Origin of the sequence: Nonomuraea sp. H19 (assembly GCF_052068215.1) — a bacterium.
GTDB lineage: Bacteria > Actinomycetota > Actinomycetes > Streptosporangiales > Streptosporangiaceae > Nonomuraea.
In genome coordinates, this window is the sequence record NZ_JBQHCV010000013.1 from 1 (window position 1) to 16894 (window position 16894).

The window sequence follows — 16894 nt, forward strand, 5'->3', positions numbered from 1 at the left end:
AGCGCGGACTGCACGATGTGCTCGCGGGCCGCAGCCCGGCCGAAATGCAACTCTTCCGCCAGCGTCACGAAATAGCGCAGCTGACGTAACTCCATGCCCGCCACCCCTTCCTGCCCGGGAGGCGCCGATCCGGGCCGTCGTCTCCCACTCTAGGTTCCTCGTGGGCGTGTGGACTTCTGGAGGAGGTCCTGGCACTACTTGCTGGGCTGAGGTGTCTGGCAGGCGATCTTCGGGTTCATGCCGAGGTAGTTGAGGGGGCCGGCCAGGATCGTCACCGCGATGGTGGCCACCTGATTGCAGTTCTCCACCGGTCCTGTGTAGTAGTTGCGCTGGCCTGCGGCGACGGCGCCGGCGATCAGCCACAGGATCAGCACTACTGATGCGATGCGCATCGGTCCTACCTCCATCTTCGTTCTTGCGCGGGGGGTGGCGGAGACGATGCGGTCATCGGGCGGGGTCATCGGGCGGGTCATCGTGGAGTTCGCCGGCGTCCGTGCGGGATCCCAGCTTGGAATCTGGACCCGCAGGGGCGTTCTGTCGAAGCGGGGATCAGCGCTTGAAGGCGTCCCTGGCCTTCCGGCCGGCCTGCTTCAGATTGCCTGCGACCCGATCGCTCTTGCCCGCGATCTGCTGGCGCCGGTTGCCGGTGACGCGGCCGAAGCGCTGCCTGGCCCAGCCCTTGAGGACCTGGACCTTGTTGCTGATTTCCCAACGCAGACTCATCGCGATTTCCCTTCACCTCCGCATCCCGTACGCCGACATGCCGGGCGGACTGTTGATCCGTATGCCATGGCCCTGGCAAGTGGATACTCCGCCGCGGTCAGGCGGCTTGGAGCTCCAGTGTCCGCCCCGGCCTGGTAGGGGGAAACGAGCAATGGCGGCGCCGGTTATCACCGGAACCGATGAGCGCGGGCCGTTCCAGAGCATCCGGGGTCGCGATCTTGGAATGTCTTTCTTGTCTACGGCACGGGCTGTGCGGGCGGCTGGATGCCGGATGCCGGGCCGTCCGTGTCTTGCCTTCTCGTGCGCCGGGACGCGGCCAGGCTGGCGATCGTGGTCGTGGCCAGAACCGTGACGATCACTGTCAGCGACAGCCACACCGGGATCTGCGGGAAGCTGTCGTGGGCGGCTTGGGCGATGAGTTTGACGCCGATGAAGGCCAGGATGAACGCCAGCCCGTGGGAGAGGTAGACCAGCCGGTCGAGCAGGCCACCGCCGCACCGGTGAGCAGCCATCCCAACGGTGACACCGCAAGAGACATCGGTCAGTCTCCGCCCAGGACGCGGGCCTGCTGGGGGTGGTCGGGTCGGCGGCGCTGGATGCGCTCGTAGTCGGGCCAGTGCACGTCGCTCGCCCAGCCCAGCCGCTCGAACAGGCGGATCACCCCGGCGGACGGGTCGAGCTGGCCGCGTTCGAGGCCGTGGCGGGCACAGCTGGGCTGGCTGTGGTGGCCATTGTGCCAGCTCTCGCCGAAGGACAGCAGGGCCAGGGGCCACAGGTTGGTGGAGCGGTCGTGGCGGCGGGTCTTGAACGGCCTGCTGCCGATGACGTGGCACAGGGAGTTGACGCTCCAGGTGACGTGCTGCAGCAGCGCGACGCGGATCAACCCGGCCCACAGGAAAGCGGTCAGGGTGCCGTACAGGGTGCCGGTGATCGCCCAGCCGGCCAGGAACGGCAATGCCAGCGACAGCGCGCACAGCGCGGGGAAGGCACGTGCCACCCGGACCATGGCCGGATCGGCCAGCAGGTCCGGGGCGTAGCGTTCGGCCGGCGTTCGGTCGTCGGCGAACAGCCAGCCCAGATGGGCGTGGGCAAGCCCCCGAAGCTGCCCGCGCAGGCCGGTGCCGTACCGGTAGGGAGAGTGCGGATCGCCCGGCCGGTCGGTGAAGGCGTGATGGCGGCGATGGACGGCGACCCAGTCGATGACGTTGCCCTGAAAACCCATCGACCCGGCGATGGCCAGCGCCACGCGCAACCATGGCCGCGCGGTGAAGGAGCCGTGGGTGAGCAGCCGGTGGAAGCCGACCGTCACCCCCAGCCCGGTCACCACGTAGAAGCCCGCCGCCAGCAGCAGATCGGTGAGCGCGACTCCAGGGTGGCGGCCACCGGGTGGTCGGTTTCCTGGTAGTGATCCTTGGCGTGACCTCCGCGCGCATCGTCGCTGCAGGCCACCCACCCGCAGGTCAGGCACACCAGCAACCGCGTCCAGGTCCGGCCGAGGGCCAGGCATTCCTTGCATTCGGGCAGCCCGGGCTCCACGGCCGGGAGCAGATCGGTGTGATCGCAACGTTGCGTCTGACCGTTCAGACCGGCGCGCGCGGTCGCGTTCGTTCCTTCTGCGTCCAGGGTCATCACGACCCCCTCATGGTGACAGCGACGCAAGCTGCGCCGGCTGATCAGTGCTCAGTCAAGGTGATCTGCGAGCCGGTGGAAACGTCCATTCCCAGTAAGTCTCATCACCTGCGGCGATAGCGAGCCTGTGGGCGCGTTACCGACGCGCAGTATCTGACACGCATCCGGCTCGATCCCGCGTCTCGACGGACCGCCACAAAAGCGACGGACCGGGATCCCGGGGCGCTTCGCGGACTTCCTCGCTCTCGCGGTGAGTGGATGCTGATCAGCTGGTGACCCCTGCCAGGGCCGGGCGCGGAACGCGGGCGAGCTGTCCAGAACGCCATCAACTCAGCCGACAACGAGCTCGTAGCCGTCTCCCTCCGAATTCTGGCACCTTCGCGCCGAGGATCCGGCCGACCGTTGATGATCGCCGACAGTCTCCCGGCCCGAACCGGAGCCCAACACCGCGCGACGTCCTCGGCCGATGCACACGTGTCAGCGACCCTCGTCCCAGACTCAGGCAGGGCCGGGCGAGATCTTCCAAGAGGGGCCACTGGATCGTCTTGACCTGCCGGATCGCGAACTTTGAGGGCCGCCGGCCCGCAGAATCAGCCGGAGATTTCACCGGCGCAAATCCTCCCATCACCTTATGCCGAGAGTGGAATTCGCTAATTTGTGCGAAATTTCCTTGCTATTTATTTCGGATGGGTATTGAATAAGGAACGCAAGCCAAGGAAAAGGGGAGGCTCTTATGAGCTTCGTACAGATTCTGGAATTCGACACCAAACGCGCCGGGGAAGTCGAGTCGCTCATGAACGAGTGGCGGACACAGACCAAGGGCACGCACTATGTAAGACGCGAGGTCGTGGCGAAGCACCGCGATCGCCCCGATCACTACGTGGCCATCGTGGAGTTCTCCTCCTACGAGGAGGCCCAGCGTAACAGCAAGCTACCGGAAACCGACCGGTTCAACGCGCACATGGCCAAACTGTGCGAGGGCCCGATCGAGTTCTTCAACTACGATGTGATTCGCGACAAGAGCTGATCACCAGCTGAACGTCGCAAAAACTCAGCTTGTGCTGTGGCGTGTGAGAATACTCTCGCGTCATGGCGCGGGCATTTTTTATGCCAGCCTTCATGTCGCGCGGGATGCAAAGGAGCTGTCGGCATTGCAGCGTGCCCGGCAGCCGGGATTCACACCGATACCGAGCGCGGAGGCGTCAGGAGAGATCGGGGTGGGGAATTCGCGTTGCTGACGCGCGTCGAAGTCGCGGGGCGAGCCGTTGACGGGAATACCGAGCGGATCAAACGACTGGGCGCGGCGGATCTCCCTGAGCATCCGGGCGTGTGCGGCTGCTGCGACGGGATCCGGCATGACGGCAGGCCCGAAGAAGGACCTGGCGGCGCTGACCGCCTGGTCGGCCGCTCTGGTGAGCGCCCGCTTGGCGTGCCAGGTGAGTGACGTAGAGTCAAGGTATCCGGAAACGACGACATCCCGCCGCTTTTGAGGTGCCTGCCAGGCCGGCTCACCGAAAGGGTTGTCATGGACATCCTGCACCGTTTCCGTACCAGATCCGGGCCATCCGCTGGAACGGCTGAAGCCGATGTGCCCCAAGGCGAGAGCTCACCAGCGCCGGCCGTGCCCCCCGCGGACCCGGGCTCCAGCGCCGAGACCTCCAGGCCGGTACCCGTCACCCGCACCAGCGTGGCCTGGGCGGGCGTGTGGGCCGCCGCGCTCGTGTCCGTCGCCTTCATCGTGTTCATGTTGCAGAACACCACCCCCACGCAGGTGTCCTTCCTCGGCCTGCACGGCACGCTGCCGCTCGCGGTCGCGATGCTGATCGCCATGATCAGCGGGATCCTGCTCACCCTGGTGCTCGGCACCGCCCGCATCACCCAGCTCCGCCGCCTGGCCAGCCGACGCCGCCGCCAGAACCGCTGACCGCCGAGCACCCCCAGCGTCAGGGCTTTCTCCACCAGATCACCCCGGTAATCCCAAGAACAGCCCAAGGGGAGAGTGAGCGCTGAAGGCGTGGGCAGGCGAACTGGTTCCAGGGGGCGAAAGGACACTGCTGCGCGTGTGACGGGGGAACTGGCATGGCTTCGACGGGTGCAGGCGTCGCCAATCGGGAGCGGGTCGGCGCGGCGCCGATCATCGACGGGCGTAAACCGGTCGCGGCGGTGGTCGCGTTGTGGGTGTTCGTGCTGGTGCCGTTCGCGGCGCTGGCCGCCGCCGTGCCGGTGGCCTGGGGGTGGGGTCTGAGCTGGACCGACGTGGCGATCGCCGCCGCGGCTTACGTCCTGACCGGGCTCGGCATCACGGTGGGCTTCCACCGCTATCTGACCCACGGCGCGTTCAAGGCGGGCCGGTGGCTGCGGATCGGCCTGGCCGTGGCCGGGTCCCTGGCCGTGCAGGGCTCGGTCATCCAGTGGGTGGCCGACCACCGGCGCCATCACGCCTTCGCCGACCGCGACGGCGACCCGCACTCGCCCTGGCGCTACGGGCACAGCGTGCGCGGCCTGGCCAAAGGGCTGCTGTTCGCGCATGTCGGCTGGATGTTCGGACGTGACATCACCAACCGGCGGCGTTTCGCCAAGGACCTGCTCGCCGACGCCGGCATCGGCCGGGTGGACCGGCTGTTCCTGCCGCTGGTCGCGGCCTCTCTGCTGCTGCCCCCCGCGATCGGCCTGCTGGCCACCGGCACCTGGCACGGCGCGCTGACCGCGTTCTTCTGGGGCGCCCTGGTACGCATCGCGATGCTGCACCACGTCACCTGGTCGATCAACTCCATCTGCCACGTCTTCGGCGAGCGGCCGTTGAAAACCCGCGCCGGGGACCGGGCCGCGAACTTCTGGCCGCTGGCGATCCTGTCGTTCGGCGAGAGCTGGCACAACGGCCACCATGCCGACCCCACCTGCGCCCGCCACGGCGTGCTGCGCGGCCAGATCGACGTCTCCGCCCGGCTGATCCGGCTGCTGGAAAAGCTCGGCTGGGCGCACGACGTACGCTGGCCGACCCCGGCACGCCTGGCCGCACGACGCCGCGAGCCTTCCCATGACCGGCCCTGAGAAGGTACGGCTCAGCCTGGATCCCGCCCTCACACGCCGAGGCGCCGTGGACGGGGCGTGGTGGCCCGCCACCTACGACGCCGGCGCGGAACTGCCCGCCCTGATCACCGCCATAGACCAGCGGCTGAACCGACGGGTCCTGCGCGTGGGCCTGCACATCGACACCTGGGACAACATCCCGCACCACATCGCCGCCCCCGGGCGTCACGTCAAAGTGGGCTGGTTCCGCACCATCGACCCCCACGTGATCAACCTGATCATCCCGGGCATCGAGCACCTCAACCTGCTCGTCATCCCACCCGACACCACAGCCGCCGCCGCTCACAAAGCGCTCGCCATGGCCACCCGATGCCGCGGCCGTACCCGTCCCGGCGACATCCTCGCCACCGCAGGCCAACACCGCCCCGCCGACGCCACCACCGAGCAGGAGCTGAGCCTGTCCGACTGGGACAACGAAGGCGGGCAGACCCGACAGCCCGCCCGCGGCGACCACGCATCCTGATCACGCGTTCTGGCAGGGGGACTGCACACCGCTACGGGTCCCTCCTGGCGAGCTCCTGGTCGGCCGCGGCACTGAGCAACCGCGCGGCAGCGGCCACCTCAACGAGCTGACCAGGCGTCATCGCCTCCAGACAGACGGCCAGCCGCTGCCGGTCACCGCGGCAGGCCATGCCCGCCGCGTTCTGAAGGACGAGCGTACGCGAGGCTGTGCCGATCGCCTTCAAGACGTCGGCCAGGGCCTGATCCACGCCATCGTTCGGATCCGGCCGCCGCGGAAATCGAGCATTCAACGCCATTCACCTTGCCGTCCTCGAGCTCTGAGTGTTGTCCGATCCCGTCGCGCCCACCGCCAGCCGAGCTCTGCGCCAGACACTGGCTGCGGTCAACAGCAAAGCGCTCCATTCCCGCAACACGCCACGAGCGGTGCAGCCGACAGAACCGCCCTGATCACGACGCCAGCGTCAGCCCGGTGATCACGGCTGATGATAAGCCTGGTGGAGATTGCTGCTTTCCACCTGGTCGAGCCCGCTAGACGATCAGGTCACCGCACTAAACTGCTCCGTTCACGCCGGCCCAGCGCAACGTGTTCATGACCGCCTCACACCCGCGGCCACCTTAGCCCGCACGCCCCCGCCCGTAGGAGCCAGCATGAACACCTCGGACACGGTCGGCGCTCTCACACCTGGCACGGTTGCCGACCGGCTCTTGCGCATCACGCCGCTCGTCGATCGCGCGGGTCTGCGGATTGAAGGTGAGCTCGACCGCGCCACGCTGCTCGCCCTGACTGAGGCGCTGGCTTCGATGGCGGATGGTGGCAGCTTCTGCGTCGATCTCAGCGGCCTGGTGTTCTGCGACGTCGGCGGACTGCGCGCCCTGGTCACCGCCGCCGCCGGTCTGCGCGGCGGCCGCGTTCTGACGTTGCGCTCGCCCTCCCCGCAGGTGCGACGCCTGCTCGAGCTCACCGGCTGGCACCAGACGGCAGGTCTTCACCTGCAGGATCGGAGCAACTCATGACGACCCTCCATCCCCGCTCCGGGGCAGGTCTGTGGCTCATCCCTGCCACCGCCACCGTCGTTCGCCTGTGCGGCGAGCTGGACATCGGCACCGGCGAGGTGGTGCGCGAACGCCTGCTGCGAGCGTTGCGGCACAGCACCAACCTGCTCATCCTCGACCTGTCCGGGGTGTCGTTCTGCGACGCCGCCGGACTGGGCGCCGTGGTCGGCGTCCAGCACCGGGCCAGATCCCTGGACATCACCCTCGGCCTGGCCGCCCCCCGTCCACACCTGACCAGGGTGCTGCGCCTCACCGGCCTGGACCGCAGCTTCCCGATGTATGGCACCACCCCGGGCAGAGACTCCGGCAGGCGTGCGAGCACGGGTACGGGCACGGTCGGGTTCGGCCCCACGGCAGCGCGCTGAGACGTCGTGCGCACATGTCTGTTCTCGCCGCCGCTGCCAGCAGGACGACCGCCGGGCCATGCCTTTGTCTTCCCGCTGAGACAACAGCCGAGCTGGATCGGCTACGGCATCAGGTGCTGGGAGAAGCCCAGATCCAGGCCGCCGCGATCCTCGCCCAGGCTCGCACCGACGCCGAGCAGATCGTCGCCTCGGCGCAGATCATCGCCTTAACGCAGATCATCGCCTCGGCCGAGCTACAGCGCACGCAAAGCCGGCACCTGCCCCGGCGGCAGGCCCAGGCGGGCCAGGTCACGCAGCCGGCGCCTGCACTCGCCGACGGACCTGTGCCGATCATGGTGCTCAACGGCCGCTGGCGGATCTACGCACCCCTCAACGCCGACGCCAGCGCCATAGCCGCCCTGTACCAGGCCTACGAGCTCGCTGATCCCACCACCACCGTCGTGGCCAAGGTGTTCCACCAGGCCACCAGCGACCCCGAGCGATTCCGCACGTTCCTGCGGGAAGTACGGAGCATGCGCCTGCACCACCGGCACATCGGGCAGATCCTCGACTCCGGCCAGGACCGCAGATCCCAGGCGGTCTACCTCATCTCCCCCCTCTATCAGCCGGGCAGCCTCCATCTCCACTTCCACCTCCAGCAGCGGGCAGGCGCCGGCGTCTCGCTGAAGTGGAGCCTGCAGGTCCTGGATCAGGTACTGGCCGGGCTGCAGGCCGCCGCCGCGAGCGGCATCATCCACCTGGACATCAAGCCGCAGAACATCGTGCTGGACGGCCCCGCCAACATCAGGATCATCGACTGGGGCATGTCCCAGTTGCACCAGGCGGGCAAGAGCGTCTCCACGGTGTCCCCGGGCGGCACCAAGTGGTTCGCCAGCCCCGAGCAACTGGGCGTCACCGGCGCCGCACCCAGCACGCTGTCCGACCTGTACGGCGTCGGCGCCCTGGCCTACTGGCTGCTGACCGGCCTGGCGCCGCTGCGACGCGAGCTCGAAACCGCCGTCGGCACCGACGCCGACCTGCTGCAGGTCCGCCACCTGATGCAAGCCGGCACCCGCCCCGAACGCGCCGACCACCTCAACCCGGACGTGCCCGAACAGCTGGGCCGGCTCATCGACCAGTGGCTCAGCTACACCCCAACCGACCGCATCCCGCGCGGGATGGATCCCTCTGCTGCGCTCGGCTGGGTGCGCACGGCCTTGCAGGGAGGGTTGGGCTGACACGCCGGCCCTCGCCATGGGCGCGGTCCGATCGCGATCGGTAGGTCAGACGTGGCCGATTCACCGGCGCTCGGCTCGTTGGCCTGCGCCATCTGTTGCCTGTGGTGGGTTGGCCGTCGCTTGACGGTGCAGGTCGATGATCGGCTGCAGGGGCCACACTTGACATGGGTGAGGGCGTCGTCGCGGCCGCACGCGAACCGGATGTGGTCGCCGGTGGCGAGGGTGCGCAGGTTGAGGTACTGCACTGCACCCGCACTTCGATCGTCTTGGCGCTGTCGGCGACCAGGTTGAAGTAGCGGCGGTAGAGATTTATCTCGCGGGCGCGCACGCCCTGTTGTTGTCGCGGGTCGTGCGGTCATGATCTTGTCTGGTTCGAGCGCGTCTGCGCTCGCCTCCAAGCCCGTCAGTCCTTCTGCTCGGGTTCCTTCCCAGGAGGTACGGCCTGCGCCGGTGGTTCTGGGGCCGGTGGTTCTGAGGCCGGTCCCGCCGGGAGGGGGATCGGATCGTCCTTGAAGAGCTCGGGAACGGCCCGGTAGAGGACGGCGGTGATCGGCACGGCCACGACCGCGCCCGCGATCCCGGCCAGGATGCCGCCGACGGCCAGCACGAGGATGATCGCCAGCGGGTGGAAGTGCAGCACCCGGCCGACTATCAGCGGCTGGAGCACGTGATTCTCCAGTTGCTGCTCGACGATCAGAATGCCGATGAAGACCAGCGCGTAGATCGGACCCTTCGCGCCGAGCGTGACCAGCGTCGCGACCGCGCCGGCGAACAGGATGCCGACGATCGGGATGAAGCTGGCCAGGAAGATCAGTACGGCGAGTGCCGCCCAGAGCGGGACGCCCATGACGGCCAGCACCAGACCCATGAGCACGCCGTGCACCGCGGCCACGGCCACCGTGCCCTGCACGTAGTGCGACAGCGTGGCCCAGGCAGTCCGCCCGGCCCGGTCGACCCGCGACGCTCTCCGGCCGAACCCCTTGAGGAACCAGGACCAGATCCGGTCGCCATCCTTGAGCAGGAAGAACGTCACGAACAGCAGGAGCACGATCGAGGCCAGGACCTCAATCACCACCACGGTGCCCGCGAGAACCGTCGAGGTGATCTGCTGCTGCCGCTCGGTGACGAACTTGGCGATCTCGTCCACCCAGCGGCTGAGCTGGATGGGCTCCAGGTGCAAAGGGCCGGTGTAGAGCCAGTCCTCCACCGTCTTGGCCGTCTGCCTGACCTGTGTCACCAGGCCGGGGAACTCCGCGTTGGCCCGGACGCCGATGATCCAGCCCGTCCCGCTCAGCACGGCGAGGGCGACGAGCATGGTGATCCAGGTGGCGTAGATCGCCCGCAGGCCCGACGCGCGCAGGCGTCGGGTGAGCGGGAACAGCAGCGCGGTCAGCAGCAGGGCGACCGCCACCGGCAGGGCGAGGATGCGCATCGTCGCCACGAAGCCGAACACGTAGTTGGCCACGATGCCGATGACGATCAGACACGCGCACCACGCGGCCATCCTCGCCAAGGTCGCAGGCACTAACCGCAACAGGCGCTCCTGAGGTGGATCCATGCACGGAACCTTCCCCACCGGTCGGAGATAGGCACGCTTTCAGGATTCAAGCCAGGCAAATGTTGGAGAGATAAAAGGTGCGTCACGGGTAGGGGTCATTCCGCCCTACCGACCTTTTCACGACGGCACGGTGAGCCATCTTCTGTGAAACGACCGCGGCGCGCGCTCACGGCCGCATTCCGCCGACGTACCGGCCCCGGCCATGAGCGCCGCCCGGCGCTGGGCCGGCCGGATGGCGACAGGCTGGAAGCGAGCGAGGAGCCGGTCGTCGTACGGCTGAGCCGCCAGGGAGCGAAAGGAGATCGGTTTGCTCCCAGCTTTGACTCGCCGCGCCGATCCTGGCCTGCCCAGGTGTCCGGCGGCCAGGTTGGCATGCAGGGCGCGGTAGGCGTCGCAAACCTTCTTGATCACGTGCTGGGCCGCCTGCGCGGCCAGCCCGAAAACGGCCTTGACCTGCTCGTAGGCGTGCTTACGCAGGTCGAAGTTACGGAAACACCGCTGCTGGAAGGTGATGCGCGAGACGAGGTCGGCGGCCTTGTTGGCGGCGCGCAGCGTGGCCTGCAGGGCCGCCGCCTGCTCGGGCGTCGACAGGAGCCTCACCTGCACCACCAGTTTCATACCGAACACTTTATCGTGTGACCCATGTCACCGCGATGGGAACCGAACCTCGATATCCGGCGAGGCCGCCGTGTGGTCTACAGCCTGCACGCGCATTTGGTCGTCACGCCCAAATACCGGCGAAAGGTGTTCACCGACGAGCACGACCATGTCCATCTCCTGGCCACCACCCGCCCCGAGGTCCGCACTCCACCCGGGTAACAGCCTCAAGGGCGCCTCGGCCCGGGTGCCACGCAAGGAGTACCCGGCCCATATCCGCAAGTATCTGTGGCGCGGTCATTTCTGGTCGCCGTCCTACTTTGCCGCCTCCTGCGGGGGAGCGCCCCTGTCGATCATCTAGGAGTGCATCGATTGATTTTGGTTACATTGCATATCAATAACGGGAATCGCAATAAACCCGCAGACATCAGGTCAGGCACCAAGTTAGAACCATCAATGGTGCTTGAGCCGCTGATGCGGACGCTCTGCGCGATGCCCACGACAGCCGGCATCCCTCCGGCGGCTGGGCACGATCCGGCCTCACGACACGCTGCGGTAGAGGTCCCTGGTCAGCGTGGTGACGCGCTTGACGGAGGAGCTCCAGGTGCCGCCCGCCGGGTGGGCGGTCAGCACCGCCATGACGTAGCGGTCACTCCGGCCCACCAGGCCCGTGGTGTACAGCACGGGACGGCCGTAGTCGGGCACGCCCGAGCCGGTGGCCCGCTGGGCGATCCACGAGATGGGCGCACTGACGGCCCTGGCGTCGCACCTGCTCGGCGGCGTCGTGCCGAACCCGGACCAGCCCTGCTTGACCGCCCACGGCTTCGGGAGCGCGTCCGGGATGCCGAAGGTCTGGTCGAAGCCGTCGGTGCCGCACGGCGTGGACTGCCGCAGGTGGCCCAGGATCGTGTCCCTGACGCGGGCGTCGGCGCTGTCCAGCAGGTAGCGGTAGGTCCGGACGATGTCGTACGCGCTGAGCGAGGTGTATCCCCAGAAGCCCGGCTTGGAGGCGGGCGGCGGCGTGGTGTCGGCGAGGCCGAGCTTGCGGGCCGTCCTGACGATGATCTGCCCCTTGCCCGCACGGTCCCAGAACGCCGAGGCCGCGTCGTCGTCGCTGGACCGCAGCATGATCCGCAGAAGCTTGGCGTCGGCCGGGGGCACGCTCTTGCGCCGCTCCAGGTAGTCGATCGCGATCAGGATCTTGACGACGGACGCCGAGCGGTATTTGCGGTGCGCGTTCCTCGTGGCCACGATCTTGCCCGCCTGCCGGTCGAACACCACCCAGGCCGCCGTGGTCCCGGCGGGGACGCGCGGCGGCTTGGCCGCGGCCGCCTGGGACGGCGTGGCGAGCCCGACGACGAGGGGTACGGCTGCCACCGCGGCGGTCAGAGGCTTCATTCGCATTCGCCTATAACTACCAGATTCCGGCACCAACCCCTTGACCCTCCAACCAAACCGGGTATAAACACAGGTGAAACCAAACCGAAACGGTGGTGAATCAACATCATGTACGCCGAGGAGCGGCAGCAGGAGATCCTGCGCAGGGCGCGCGCCGCGGGCCGCGTGGACGTGGTGACGCTGGCCGCCGAGCTCGACGTGACCACCGAGACGATCCGCCGCGATCTGACGTCGCTGGAGCGGGCGGGCGTGCTGCGCCGGGTGCACGGGGGCGCGATCCCGGTCGAGCGGCTGGCGTTCGAGCCCGCACTGGCGGCCCGCGACGAGGTGATGACGGCCGAGAAGGAGCGCATCGCCAAGGCGGCGCTGGCCGAGTTGCCCGAAGACGGCTCGGTGATCATCGACGCGGGCACCACCACGGGCCGGCTGGTCCAGGTGCTGCCCGCCGACCGGGAGCTCACCGTCGTGGTGAACTCGCCGCCGCTGGCCACGGCCCTGGCCGCGCGCGCCAACCTGCATGTGATCATGCTGGGCGGCCGGCTGCGCGGCAAGACCCTCGCCACCGTCGACGACTGGGCGTTGCGCCCGCTGGCCCAGCTCAACGTGGACGTGGCGTTCATGGGGACCAACGGCTGCTCACCCGCAAGGGGCCTGACCACGCCGGACCCGGCGGAGGCGGCCATCAAGCGGGCCATGGTGCGGGCCGCGCAGCGCAGCGTGCTGCTGGCCGACCACACGAAGTTCTCCAACACGTACCTGGCCACGTTCGCCGACCTGAGCGAGATCGACGTGGTGATCAGCGACACCGGCCTGGACGCCGGACTGGCGGCCGACGTGGCGGCGGCGGGACCCGAGGTGATCAGGGCGTGATCCTCACCCTGACGCTGAACCCGAGCCTCGACCGCACGATCGAGATCGCCGCGCTGGACAGGGGCGCGGTCATCCGCGCCGCCGCCGCCCACCTCGACCCGGGCGGCAAGGGTGTCAACGTCTCGCGCGCCCTGCTGGCCAACGCCGTGGCCGGCAGGGCCGTGGTGCCGTTCGGCGGAGACGAGGGGCGGCAGCTCGTCCGCCTGCTCGCCGCCGAGGGGCTCGACATGGTCACCGTCCCAGTGGCGGGCCCGACCAGGTCGAACGTCACCCTCGCCGAGCCCGACGGCACCATCACCAAGATCAACGAACCGGGCACGGCTTTGTCGCAGGAGGAGCTCGACACGATCGCGGAGGCCGTGCTGGCCGCCGCGCACCACGCGGACTGGGTCGTCGCCTCCGGCAGCCTGCCGCCCGAGGTTCCCGCCGACGTCTACGCCCGGTTGTGCCGCAGGTTCGCGGCGGCGGGCATCCAGATGGCGGTCGACACCAGCGGCCCGGCGCTGGCCTGCGCGCTCGGCGCGGCGCCCGCCCTGGTCAAGCCGAACCTGGAGGAGCTCGCCGCCGCCACCGCCATGCCGCTGCGCTGCCTGGGCGACGTGGTGGAGGCCGCGGGTAAGCTGCGGGCCGCGGGCGCGCGTACGGTGCTGGCCAGCCTCGGCGCCGACGGCGCCGTCCTCGTCGAGGAGGGCGGCATCTGGTACGGCGAGGCCGCGGTGACCGAGCCGCGCAGCTCCGTCGGCGCCGGCGACGCCATGCTGGCCGGTTTCCTCGCCGGCGGCGGGCACGGGCCGGACGCGCTGGCGCGGGCGCTGGCCTGGGGCGCGGCCGCCGTGCGCCTGCCCGGCAGCCGGATGCCCGGTCCCGCCGACATCGACCCGGCCGCCGTCACCCTAGGCCCACCCGACCCGTCCCGCCCCCTCACCTCCCCCGCCGAGCGCGTTCCCGAGCCGTCCGCCCCCATTCCCGAGGCGTCCCCCACCGGGCGCCTTGCCGGGCCGTCCACCCTCATTCCCGGAGCATCCCCCACAGGGCAGCACCACCAGCCATAGCCGCTGATCATCTGCTCAACCCCCCGAAGGAGCACGTCCATGGCCGACACTTACACACCCCCGGTCGCCGGCACCGGCGTCAAGGCCACCATCCAGCGCATCGGCGGCCATCTGGCCGGCATGATCATGCCGAACATCGGCGCGTTCATCGCCTGGGGCCTGATCACCGCACTGTTCATCCCGACCGGCTGGCTGCCGAACGAGACGCTCGCGAAGATGGTCGGCCCCATCATCTCGACCCTGCTGCCGGTCCTCATCGCCTACACCGGCGGCCGGATGGTGCACGGGCAGCGCGGGGCGGTCGTCGGCGCGGTCGCGGTGATGGGCGTCGTGGTGGGCACGGAGTCCCCGATGTTCCTCGGCGCCATGATCATCGGCCCGCTCACCGCCTTGATCCTGAAATATGTGGACAAGTTCACGGAGGCGCGGACCAAGGCCGGGTTCGAGATGCTGGTGGACAACTTCTCCGCCGGGATCGTGGGCGGTGCCATGGCAGTGGTCGGATTCCTCGGCATCGGGCCCATCGTGCAGGCGGTCACCACGGCCGCGGGCAACGCCGTCGAGTGGCTGATCGTCAACAACCTGCTGCCCGTGGCGTCGGTGCTGATCGAGCCGGCCAAGGTGCTGTTCCTGAACAACGCCATCAACCACGGCGTGCTCAGCCCCCTCGGCGTGGCGCAGGCGGCCGAGACGGGCAAGTCGATCCTGTTCATGCTCGAGTCGAACCCCGGCCCCGGGCTGGGCCTGCTGCTGGCGTTCCTGCTGTTCGGGCCGCGCCCGCTGCGGCCGAGCACACCCGCCGCGATGATCATCCACTTCTTCGGCGGCATCCATGAGATCTACTTCCCGTACGTGCTCATGAAGCCGCGGCTGATCGTGGCCGTCATCGCGGGCGGCGCGGCCGGGGTGTTCACGTTCATGATCACCGGGGCCGGCCTGGTCGCCACCCCGTCGCCCGGCAGCATCTTCGCCTACCTCGCCGTCACGCCGAGAGGCGGCTGGCTGGGCTCGAGCCTGGGGATCCTCGTGGCCACGGCCGTGTCGTTCGCGGTGGCCGCCCTCCTGCTCGGCTTCGGCAGGGGCGAGAAGAACGAGGAGCCCGCCGAGGAGCAAGTTTCCAGCACCGAACCCGTCACCAAGGAGGCGTGAGCCATGGCCGGCATCGACAGCAAGGACATCCACAAGATCATCGTGGCCTGCGACGCGGGGATGGGCAGCAGCGTGATGCTCGCCTCCCAGCTGCGCAAGCAGCTCAAGGAGACCGGCGTCAGCGTGGAGCACACCCCGGTCAACTCCATCCCCGGCGACGCGGACGTGGTGGTGTGCCACGCCGGGCTCGCCGCCAGGGCCCGGGCCGCGGCGCCGGGGAAGGTGCTGGTGTCCTTCCAGATCTTCCTCGGGGACCCGGCGGTGACCAGGCTGGTGAACACGATCAAGAACGGCGGCACGGTCGATGCGTGACGACCTGCTCGACCCGCGGGCGGTGCTGCTGCACGAGAGCGCCCCGGACCGCGAGGCGGCCATCCGCCGGTGCGGGCAGGTGCTGGTCGAGGTCGGGGCGGTCGCGGAGCCGTACATCGACGCGATGGTCGAACGCGAGCGGACGATCTCCACGTACGTCGGCGAGGGCGTCGCCATCCCGCACGGGACGGCCGCGTCCAAGGAGGACATCAAGCGCGACGCGATCTGCTTCGTGCGCTTCCCCGGCGGCGTCGACTGGGACGGCGAGCAGGTCACGGTATGCGTCGGCATCGCCGCCCGGGAGGGCGGGCACGTGCCGCTGCTGGCGGCGCTGGCCGAGATCCTGCTCGATCCCGGCCGCGCGCGTACGCTGCGCGAGGCCGCCGACATCCAACAGGTGATCAAGGAGCTGACGTGAAAGTCGCCAGATTCCACGCCCCGGGCGACATCAGGATCGAGGACGCACCCGAGCCCGTCGCCGGGCCCGGCGAGCTGAAGATCCGGGTACGCAACTGCTCGACCTGCGGCACGGACGCCAAGATCTTCAAGTTCGGGCACCACCACATCAGGCCGCCGCGGGTGATGGGCCACGAGATCTCCGGCGAGGTCGTGGACACGGGCGCGCGGGTGCAGGTGATCGCCGCGATCCCGTGCGGGTCGTGCGCCGAGTGCCTGCGCGGCCGCCAGACGGTCTGCCCGAACCAGGAGTCGATGGGCTACCACTACGACGGCGGCTTCGCCGAGTACCTGATCGTCCCCGCCAAGGTCCTGGCCGTGAACGGCGTCAACGCCATCCCCTCCGGCGTCGGGTACGCCGAGGCGTCGGTCGCCGAGCCGCTGGCCTGCGTGCTCAACGGCCAGTCGCTGGCGGGCGTCGGCACCGGCGACGACGTGGTGGTGATGGGCGCGGGCCCGATCGGCTGCCTGCACGTACGCCTGGCGCGGGCCCGCGGCGCCGCCCGGGTGTTCCTGGTGGACGTGAACGCGCAGCGGCTGGCGATGGCCGCCGAGCTGGTACGCCCGGACGCGGCCATCGACGCCGACCCCGTCGAGCAGGTGCTCAAGCTGACCGGCGGCCGCGGCGCCGACGTCGTCATCACGGCGGCGGCGTCGGGGGCGGCCCAGGAGCAGGCGGTGCGGATGGCGGCCCGGCAGGGGCGCATCAGTTTCTTCGGCGGCCTGCCCAAGGACGACCCGATCATCGCGCTGGACTCCAACCTGGTGCACTACCGCGAGCTGACCATCGTCGGCGCGAACGGCTCCAGCCCCGCCCACAACGCCGAGGCGCTGCGGCTGGTGTCGGAGGGTGCCGTGATCGTGTCCGACCTGATCACGCACCGGCTGCCGCTGTCCCAGGTGCTCGACGGGATCGACCTCGTCAGCCGGGGCGCGGCCATCAAGGTCACAATCGAGCCCTGA

24 protein-coding genes and 1 pseudogene are annotated in these 16894 nt (G+C 69.1%); 14 read left to right on the top strand and 11 right to left on the bottom strand.

What is annotated here, in order from left to right; all coding sequences use genetic code 11:
- The 6 genes from ACTMTI_RS27570 to ACTMTI_RS27595 all read right to left on the bottom strand — a co-directional run.
- Nucleotides 1-95: LysR family transcriptional regulator (locus ACTMTI_RS27570; RefSeq protein ID WP_441123748.1), on the bottom strand; the 95-nt coding region annotated here is incomplete at its 3' end.
- 99 nt (nt 96-194) lie between these two features.
- On the bottom strand, nt 195-392 hold the full coding sequence (locus tag ACTMTI_RS27575) for a hypothetical protein (RefSeq protein WP_433013658.1): 198 nt from the start codon (nt 390-392) through the stop codon (nt 195-197).
- A gap of 157 nt (nt 393-549) precedes the next feature.
- Nucleotides 550-723, bottom strand: a complete 174-nt coding sequence (locus ACTMTI_RS27580) for a CsbD family protein (protein WP_433013661.1) — start codon at nt 721-723, stop codon at nt 550-552.
- Nucleotides 724-959: 236 nt separating this feature from the next.
- A complete protein-coding gene (locus tag ACTMTI_RS27585; RefSeq protein ID WP_441123440.1) occupies nt 960-1235 on the bottom strand; it encodes a hypothetical protein in 276 nt (91 codons plus the stop codon).
- 29 nt (nt 1236-1264) lie between these two features.
- Entirely contained in the window at nt 1265-2050 is a 786-nt protein-coding gene (locus ACTMTI_RS27590) for an acyl-CoA desaturase (RefSeq protein WP_441123441.1), read from the bottom strand.
- Nucleotides 2044-2352: a UBP-type zinc finger domain-containing protein gene (locus tag ACTMTI_RS27595; protein WP_441123442.1), complete on the bottom strand. Its 309-nt coding sequence runs from the start codon at nt 2350-2352 to the stop codon at nt 2044-2046. The genes ACTMTI_RS27590 and ACTMTI_RS27595 overlap by 7 nt, the downstream gene beginning before the upstream one ends.
- 733 nt (nt 2353-3085) lie before the next feature.
- Here ACTMTI_RS27595 and ACTMTI_RS27600 point away from each other — a divergent pair.
- Nucleotides 3086-3379, top strand: a complete 294-nt coding sequence (locus ACTMTI_RS27600; protein ID WP_441123443.1) for a hypothetical protein — start codon at nt 3086-3088, stop codon at nt 3377-3379.
- A 90-nt stretch (nt 3380-3469) separates the two neighbouring features.
- Here the strand turns inward: ACTMTI_RS27600 and ACTMTI_RS27605 are convergent, their stop codons facing one another.
- The gene (locus ACTMTI_RS27605; protein WP_441123444.1) at nt 3470-3949 is read right to left on the bottom strand and encodes a hypothetical protein; all 480 of its coding nucleotides are present in this window, start codon (nt 3947-3949) and stop codon (nt 3470-3472) included.
- 24 nt (nt 3950-3973) lie between these two features.
- Between ACTMTI_RS27605 and ACTMTI_RS27610 the strand changes: the two genes are divergently transcribed.
- The 3 genes from ACTMTI_RS27610 to ACTMTI_RS27620 all read left to right on the top strand — a co-directional run bounded on the left by ACTMTI_RS27610 (nt 3974) and on the right by ACTMTI_RS27620 (nt 5905).
- A complete protein-coding gene (locus ACTMTI_RS27610) occupies nt 3974-4276 on the top strand; it encodes a LapA family protein (RefSeq protein ID WP_441123445.1) in 303 nt (100 codons plus the stop codon).
- Nucleotides 4277-4431: 155 nt separating this feature from the next.
- On the top strand, nt 4432-5403 hold the full coding sequence (locus ACTMTI_RS27615; protein ID WP_441123446.1) for an acyl-CoA desaturase: 972 nt from the start codon (nt 4432-4434) through the stop codon (nt 5401-5403).
- A complete protein-coding gene (locus ACTMTI_RS27620; RefSeq protein WP_441123447.1) occupies nt 5390-5905 on the top strand; it encodes a DUF5994 family protein in 516 nt (171 codons plus the stop codon). The genes ACTMTI_RS27615 and ACTMTI_RS27620 overlap by 14 nt, the downstream gene beginning before the upstream one ends.
- Nucleotides 5906-5936: 31 nt before the next feature.
- On the opposite strand, the gene ACTMTI_RS27625 is transcribed toward ACTMTI_RS27620, so the two are convergent.
- Nucleotides 5937-6152: a hypothetical protein gene (locus ACTMTI_RS27625; RefSeq protein WP_441123448.1), complete on the bottom strand. Its 216-nt coding sequence runs from the start codon at nt 6150-6152 to the stop codon at nt 5937-5939.
- 400 nt (nt 6153-6552) lie between these two features.
- Between ACTMTI_RS27625 and ACTMTI_RS27630 the strand changes: the two genes are divergently transcribed.
- The 3 genes from ACTMTI_RS27630 to ACTMTI_RS27640 all read left to right on the top strand — a co-directional run bounded on the left by ACTMTI_RS27630 (nt 6553) and on the right by ACTMTI_RS27640 (nt 8539).
- Nucleotides 6553-6918 (top strand): STAS domain-containing protein, encoded by a 366-nt coding sequence (locus tag ACTMTI_RS27630; RefSeq protein WP_441123449.1) that lies wholly within the window; start codon nt 6553-6555, stop codon nt 6916-6918.
- On the top strand, nt 6915-7322 hold the full coding sequence (locus tag ACTMTI_RS27635) for an STAS domain-containing protein (RefSeq protein WP_441123450.1): 408 nt from the start codon (nt 6915-6917) through the stop codon (nt 7320-7322). The genes ACTMTI_RS27630 and ACTMTI_RS27635 overlap by 4 nt, the downstream gene beginning before the upstream one ends.
- Nucleotides 7323-7435: 113 nt before the next feature.
- Nucleotides 7436-8539, top strand: coding sequence for a protein kinase domain-containing protein (locus ACTMTI_RS27640; protein WP_441123451.1), 1104 nt, complete (start codon nt 7436-7438; stop codon nt 8537-8539).
- A 403-nt stretch (nt 8540-8942) separates the two neighbouring features.
- Here the strand turns inward: ACTMTI_RS27640 and ACTMTI_RS27645 are convergent, their stop codons facing one another.
- Together ACTMTI_RS27645 and ACTMTI_RS27650 are read right to left on the bottom strand one after the other, a co-directional pair.
- Nucleotides 8943-10064 carry an AI-2E family transporter gene (locus ACTMTI_RS27645; RefSeq protein WP_441123749.1) on the bottom strand — a complete coding sequence of 374 codons (1122 nt, stop codon included), beginning with the start codon at nt 10062-10064 and terminating at the stop codon, nt 8943-8945.
- Nucleotides 10065-10214: 150 nt separating this feature from the next.
- A complete protein-coding gene (locus ACTMTI_RS27650; protein WP_441123452.1) occupies nt 10215-10715 on the bottom strand; it encodes a hypothetical protein in 501 nt (166 codons plus the stop codon).
- Nucleotides 10716-10739: 24 nt separating this feature from the next.
- On the opposite strand from ACTMTI_RS27650, the pseudogene tnpA reads away from it, so the two are divergent.
- Nucleotides 10740-11055 (top strand): annotated as a pseudogene (gene tnpA / locus ACTMTI_RS27655) (IS200/IS605 family transposase).
- Between the two features lie 179 nt (nt 11056-11234).
- Here tnpA and ACTMTI_RS27660 read toward each other — a convergent pair.
- Nucleotides 11235-12092 carry a hypothetical protein gene (locus ACTMTI_RS27660; RefSeq protein WP_441123453.1) on the bottom strand — a complete coding sequence of 286 codons (858 nt, stop codon included), beginning with the start codon at nt 12090-12092 and terminating at the stop codon, nt 11235-11237.
- 108 nt (nt 12093-12200) lie between these two features.
- On the opposite strand from ACTMTI_RS27660, the gene ACTMTI_RS27665 reads away from it, so the two are divergent.
- Genes ACTMTI_RS27665 through ACTMTI_RS27690 form a run of 6 tightly spaced genes read left to right on the top strand, consistent with a single transcriptional unit; the run spans nt 12201 to nt 16894 of the window.
- Nucleotides 12201-12962: a DeoR/GlpR family DNA-binding transcription regulator gene (locus tag ACTMTI_RS27665; RefSeq protein ID WP_441123454.1), complete on the top strand. Its 762-nt coding sequence runs from the start codon at nt 12201-12203 to the stop codon at nt 12960-12962.
- On the top strand, nt 12959-14014 hold the full coding sequence (pfkB, locus tag ACTMTI_RS27670) for a 1-phosphofructokinase (protein ID WP_441123455.1): 1056 nt from the start codon (nt 12959-12961) through the stop codon (nt 14012-14014). The genes ACTMTI_RS27665 and pfkB overlap by 4 nt, the downstream gene beginning before the upstream one ends.
- A 39-nt stretch (nt 14015-14053) precedes the next feature.
- The gene (gene mtlA, locus ACTMTI_RS27675) at nt 14054-15163 is read left to right on the top strand and encodes a mannitol-specific PTS transporter subunit IIC (RefSeq protein ID WP_441123456.1); all 1110 of its coding nucleotides are present in this window, start codon (nt 14054-14056) and stop codon (nt 15161-15163) included.
- 3 nt (nt 15164-15166) lie between these two features.
- Nucleotides 15167-15475 carry a PTS lactose transporter subunit IIB gene (locus ACTMTI_RS27680; RefSeq protein WP_441123457.1) on the top strand — a complete coding sequence of 103 codons (309 nt, stop codon included), beginning with the start codon at nt 15167-15169 and terminating at the stop codon, nt 15473-15475.
- Entirely contained in the window at nt 15468-15893 is a 426-nt protein-coding gene (locus ACTMTI_RS27685; RefSeq protein WP_441123458.1) for a PTS sugar transporter subunit IIA, read from the top strand. The genes ACTMTI_RS27680 and ACTMTI_RS27685 overlap by 8 nt, the downstream gene beginning before the upstream one ends.
- Nucleotides 15890-16894, top strand: coding sequence for a zinc-dependent dehydrogenase (locus ACTMTI_RS27690; RefSeq protein WP_441123459.1), 1005 nt, complete (start codon nt 15890-15892; stop codon nt 16892-16894). The genes ACTMTI_RS27685 and ACTMTI_RS27690 overlap by 4 nt, the downstream gene beginning before the upstream one ends.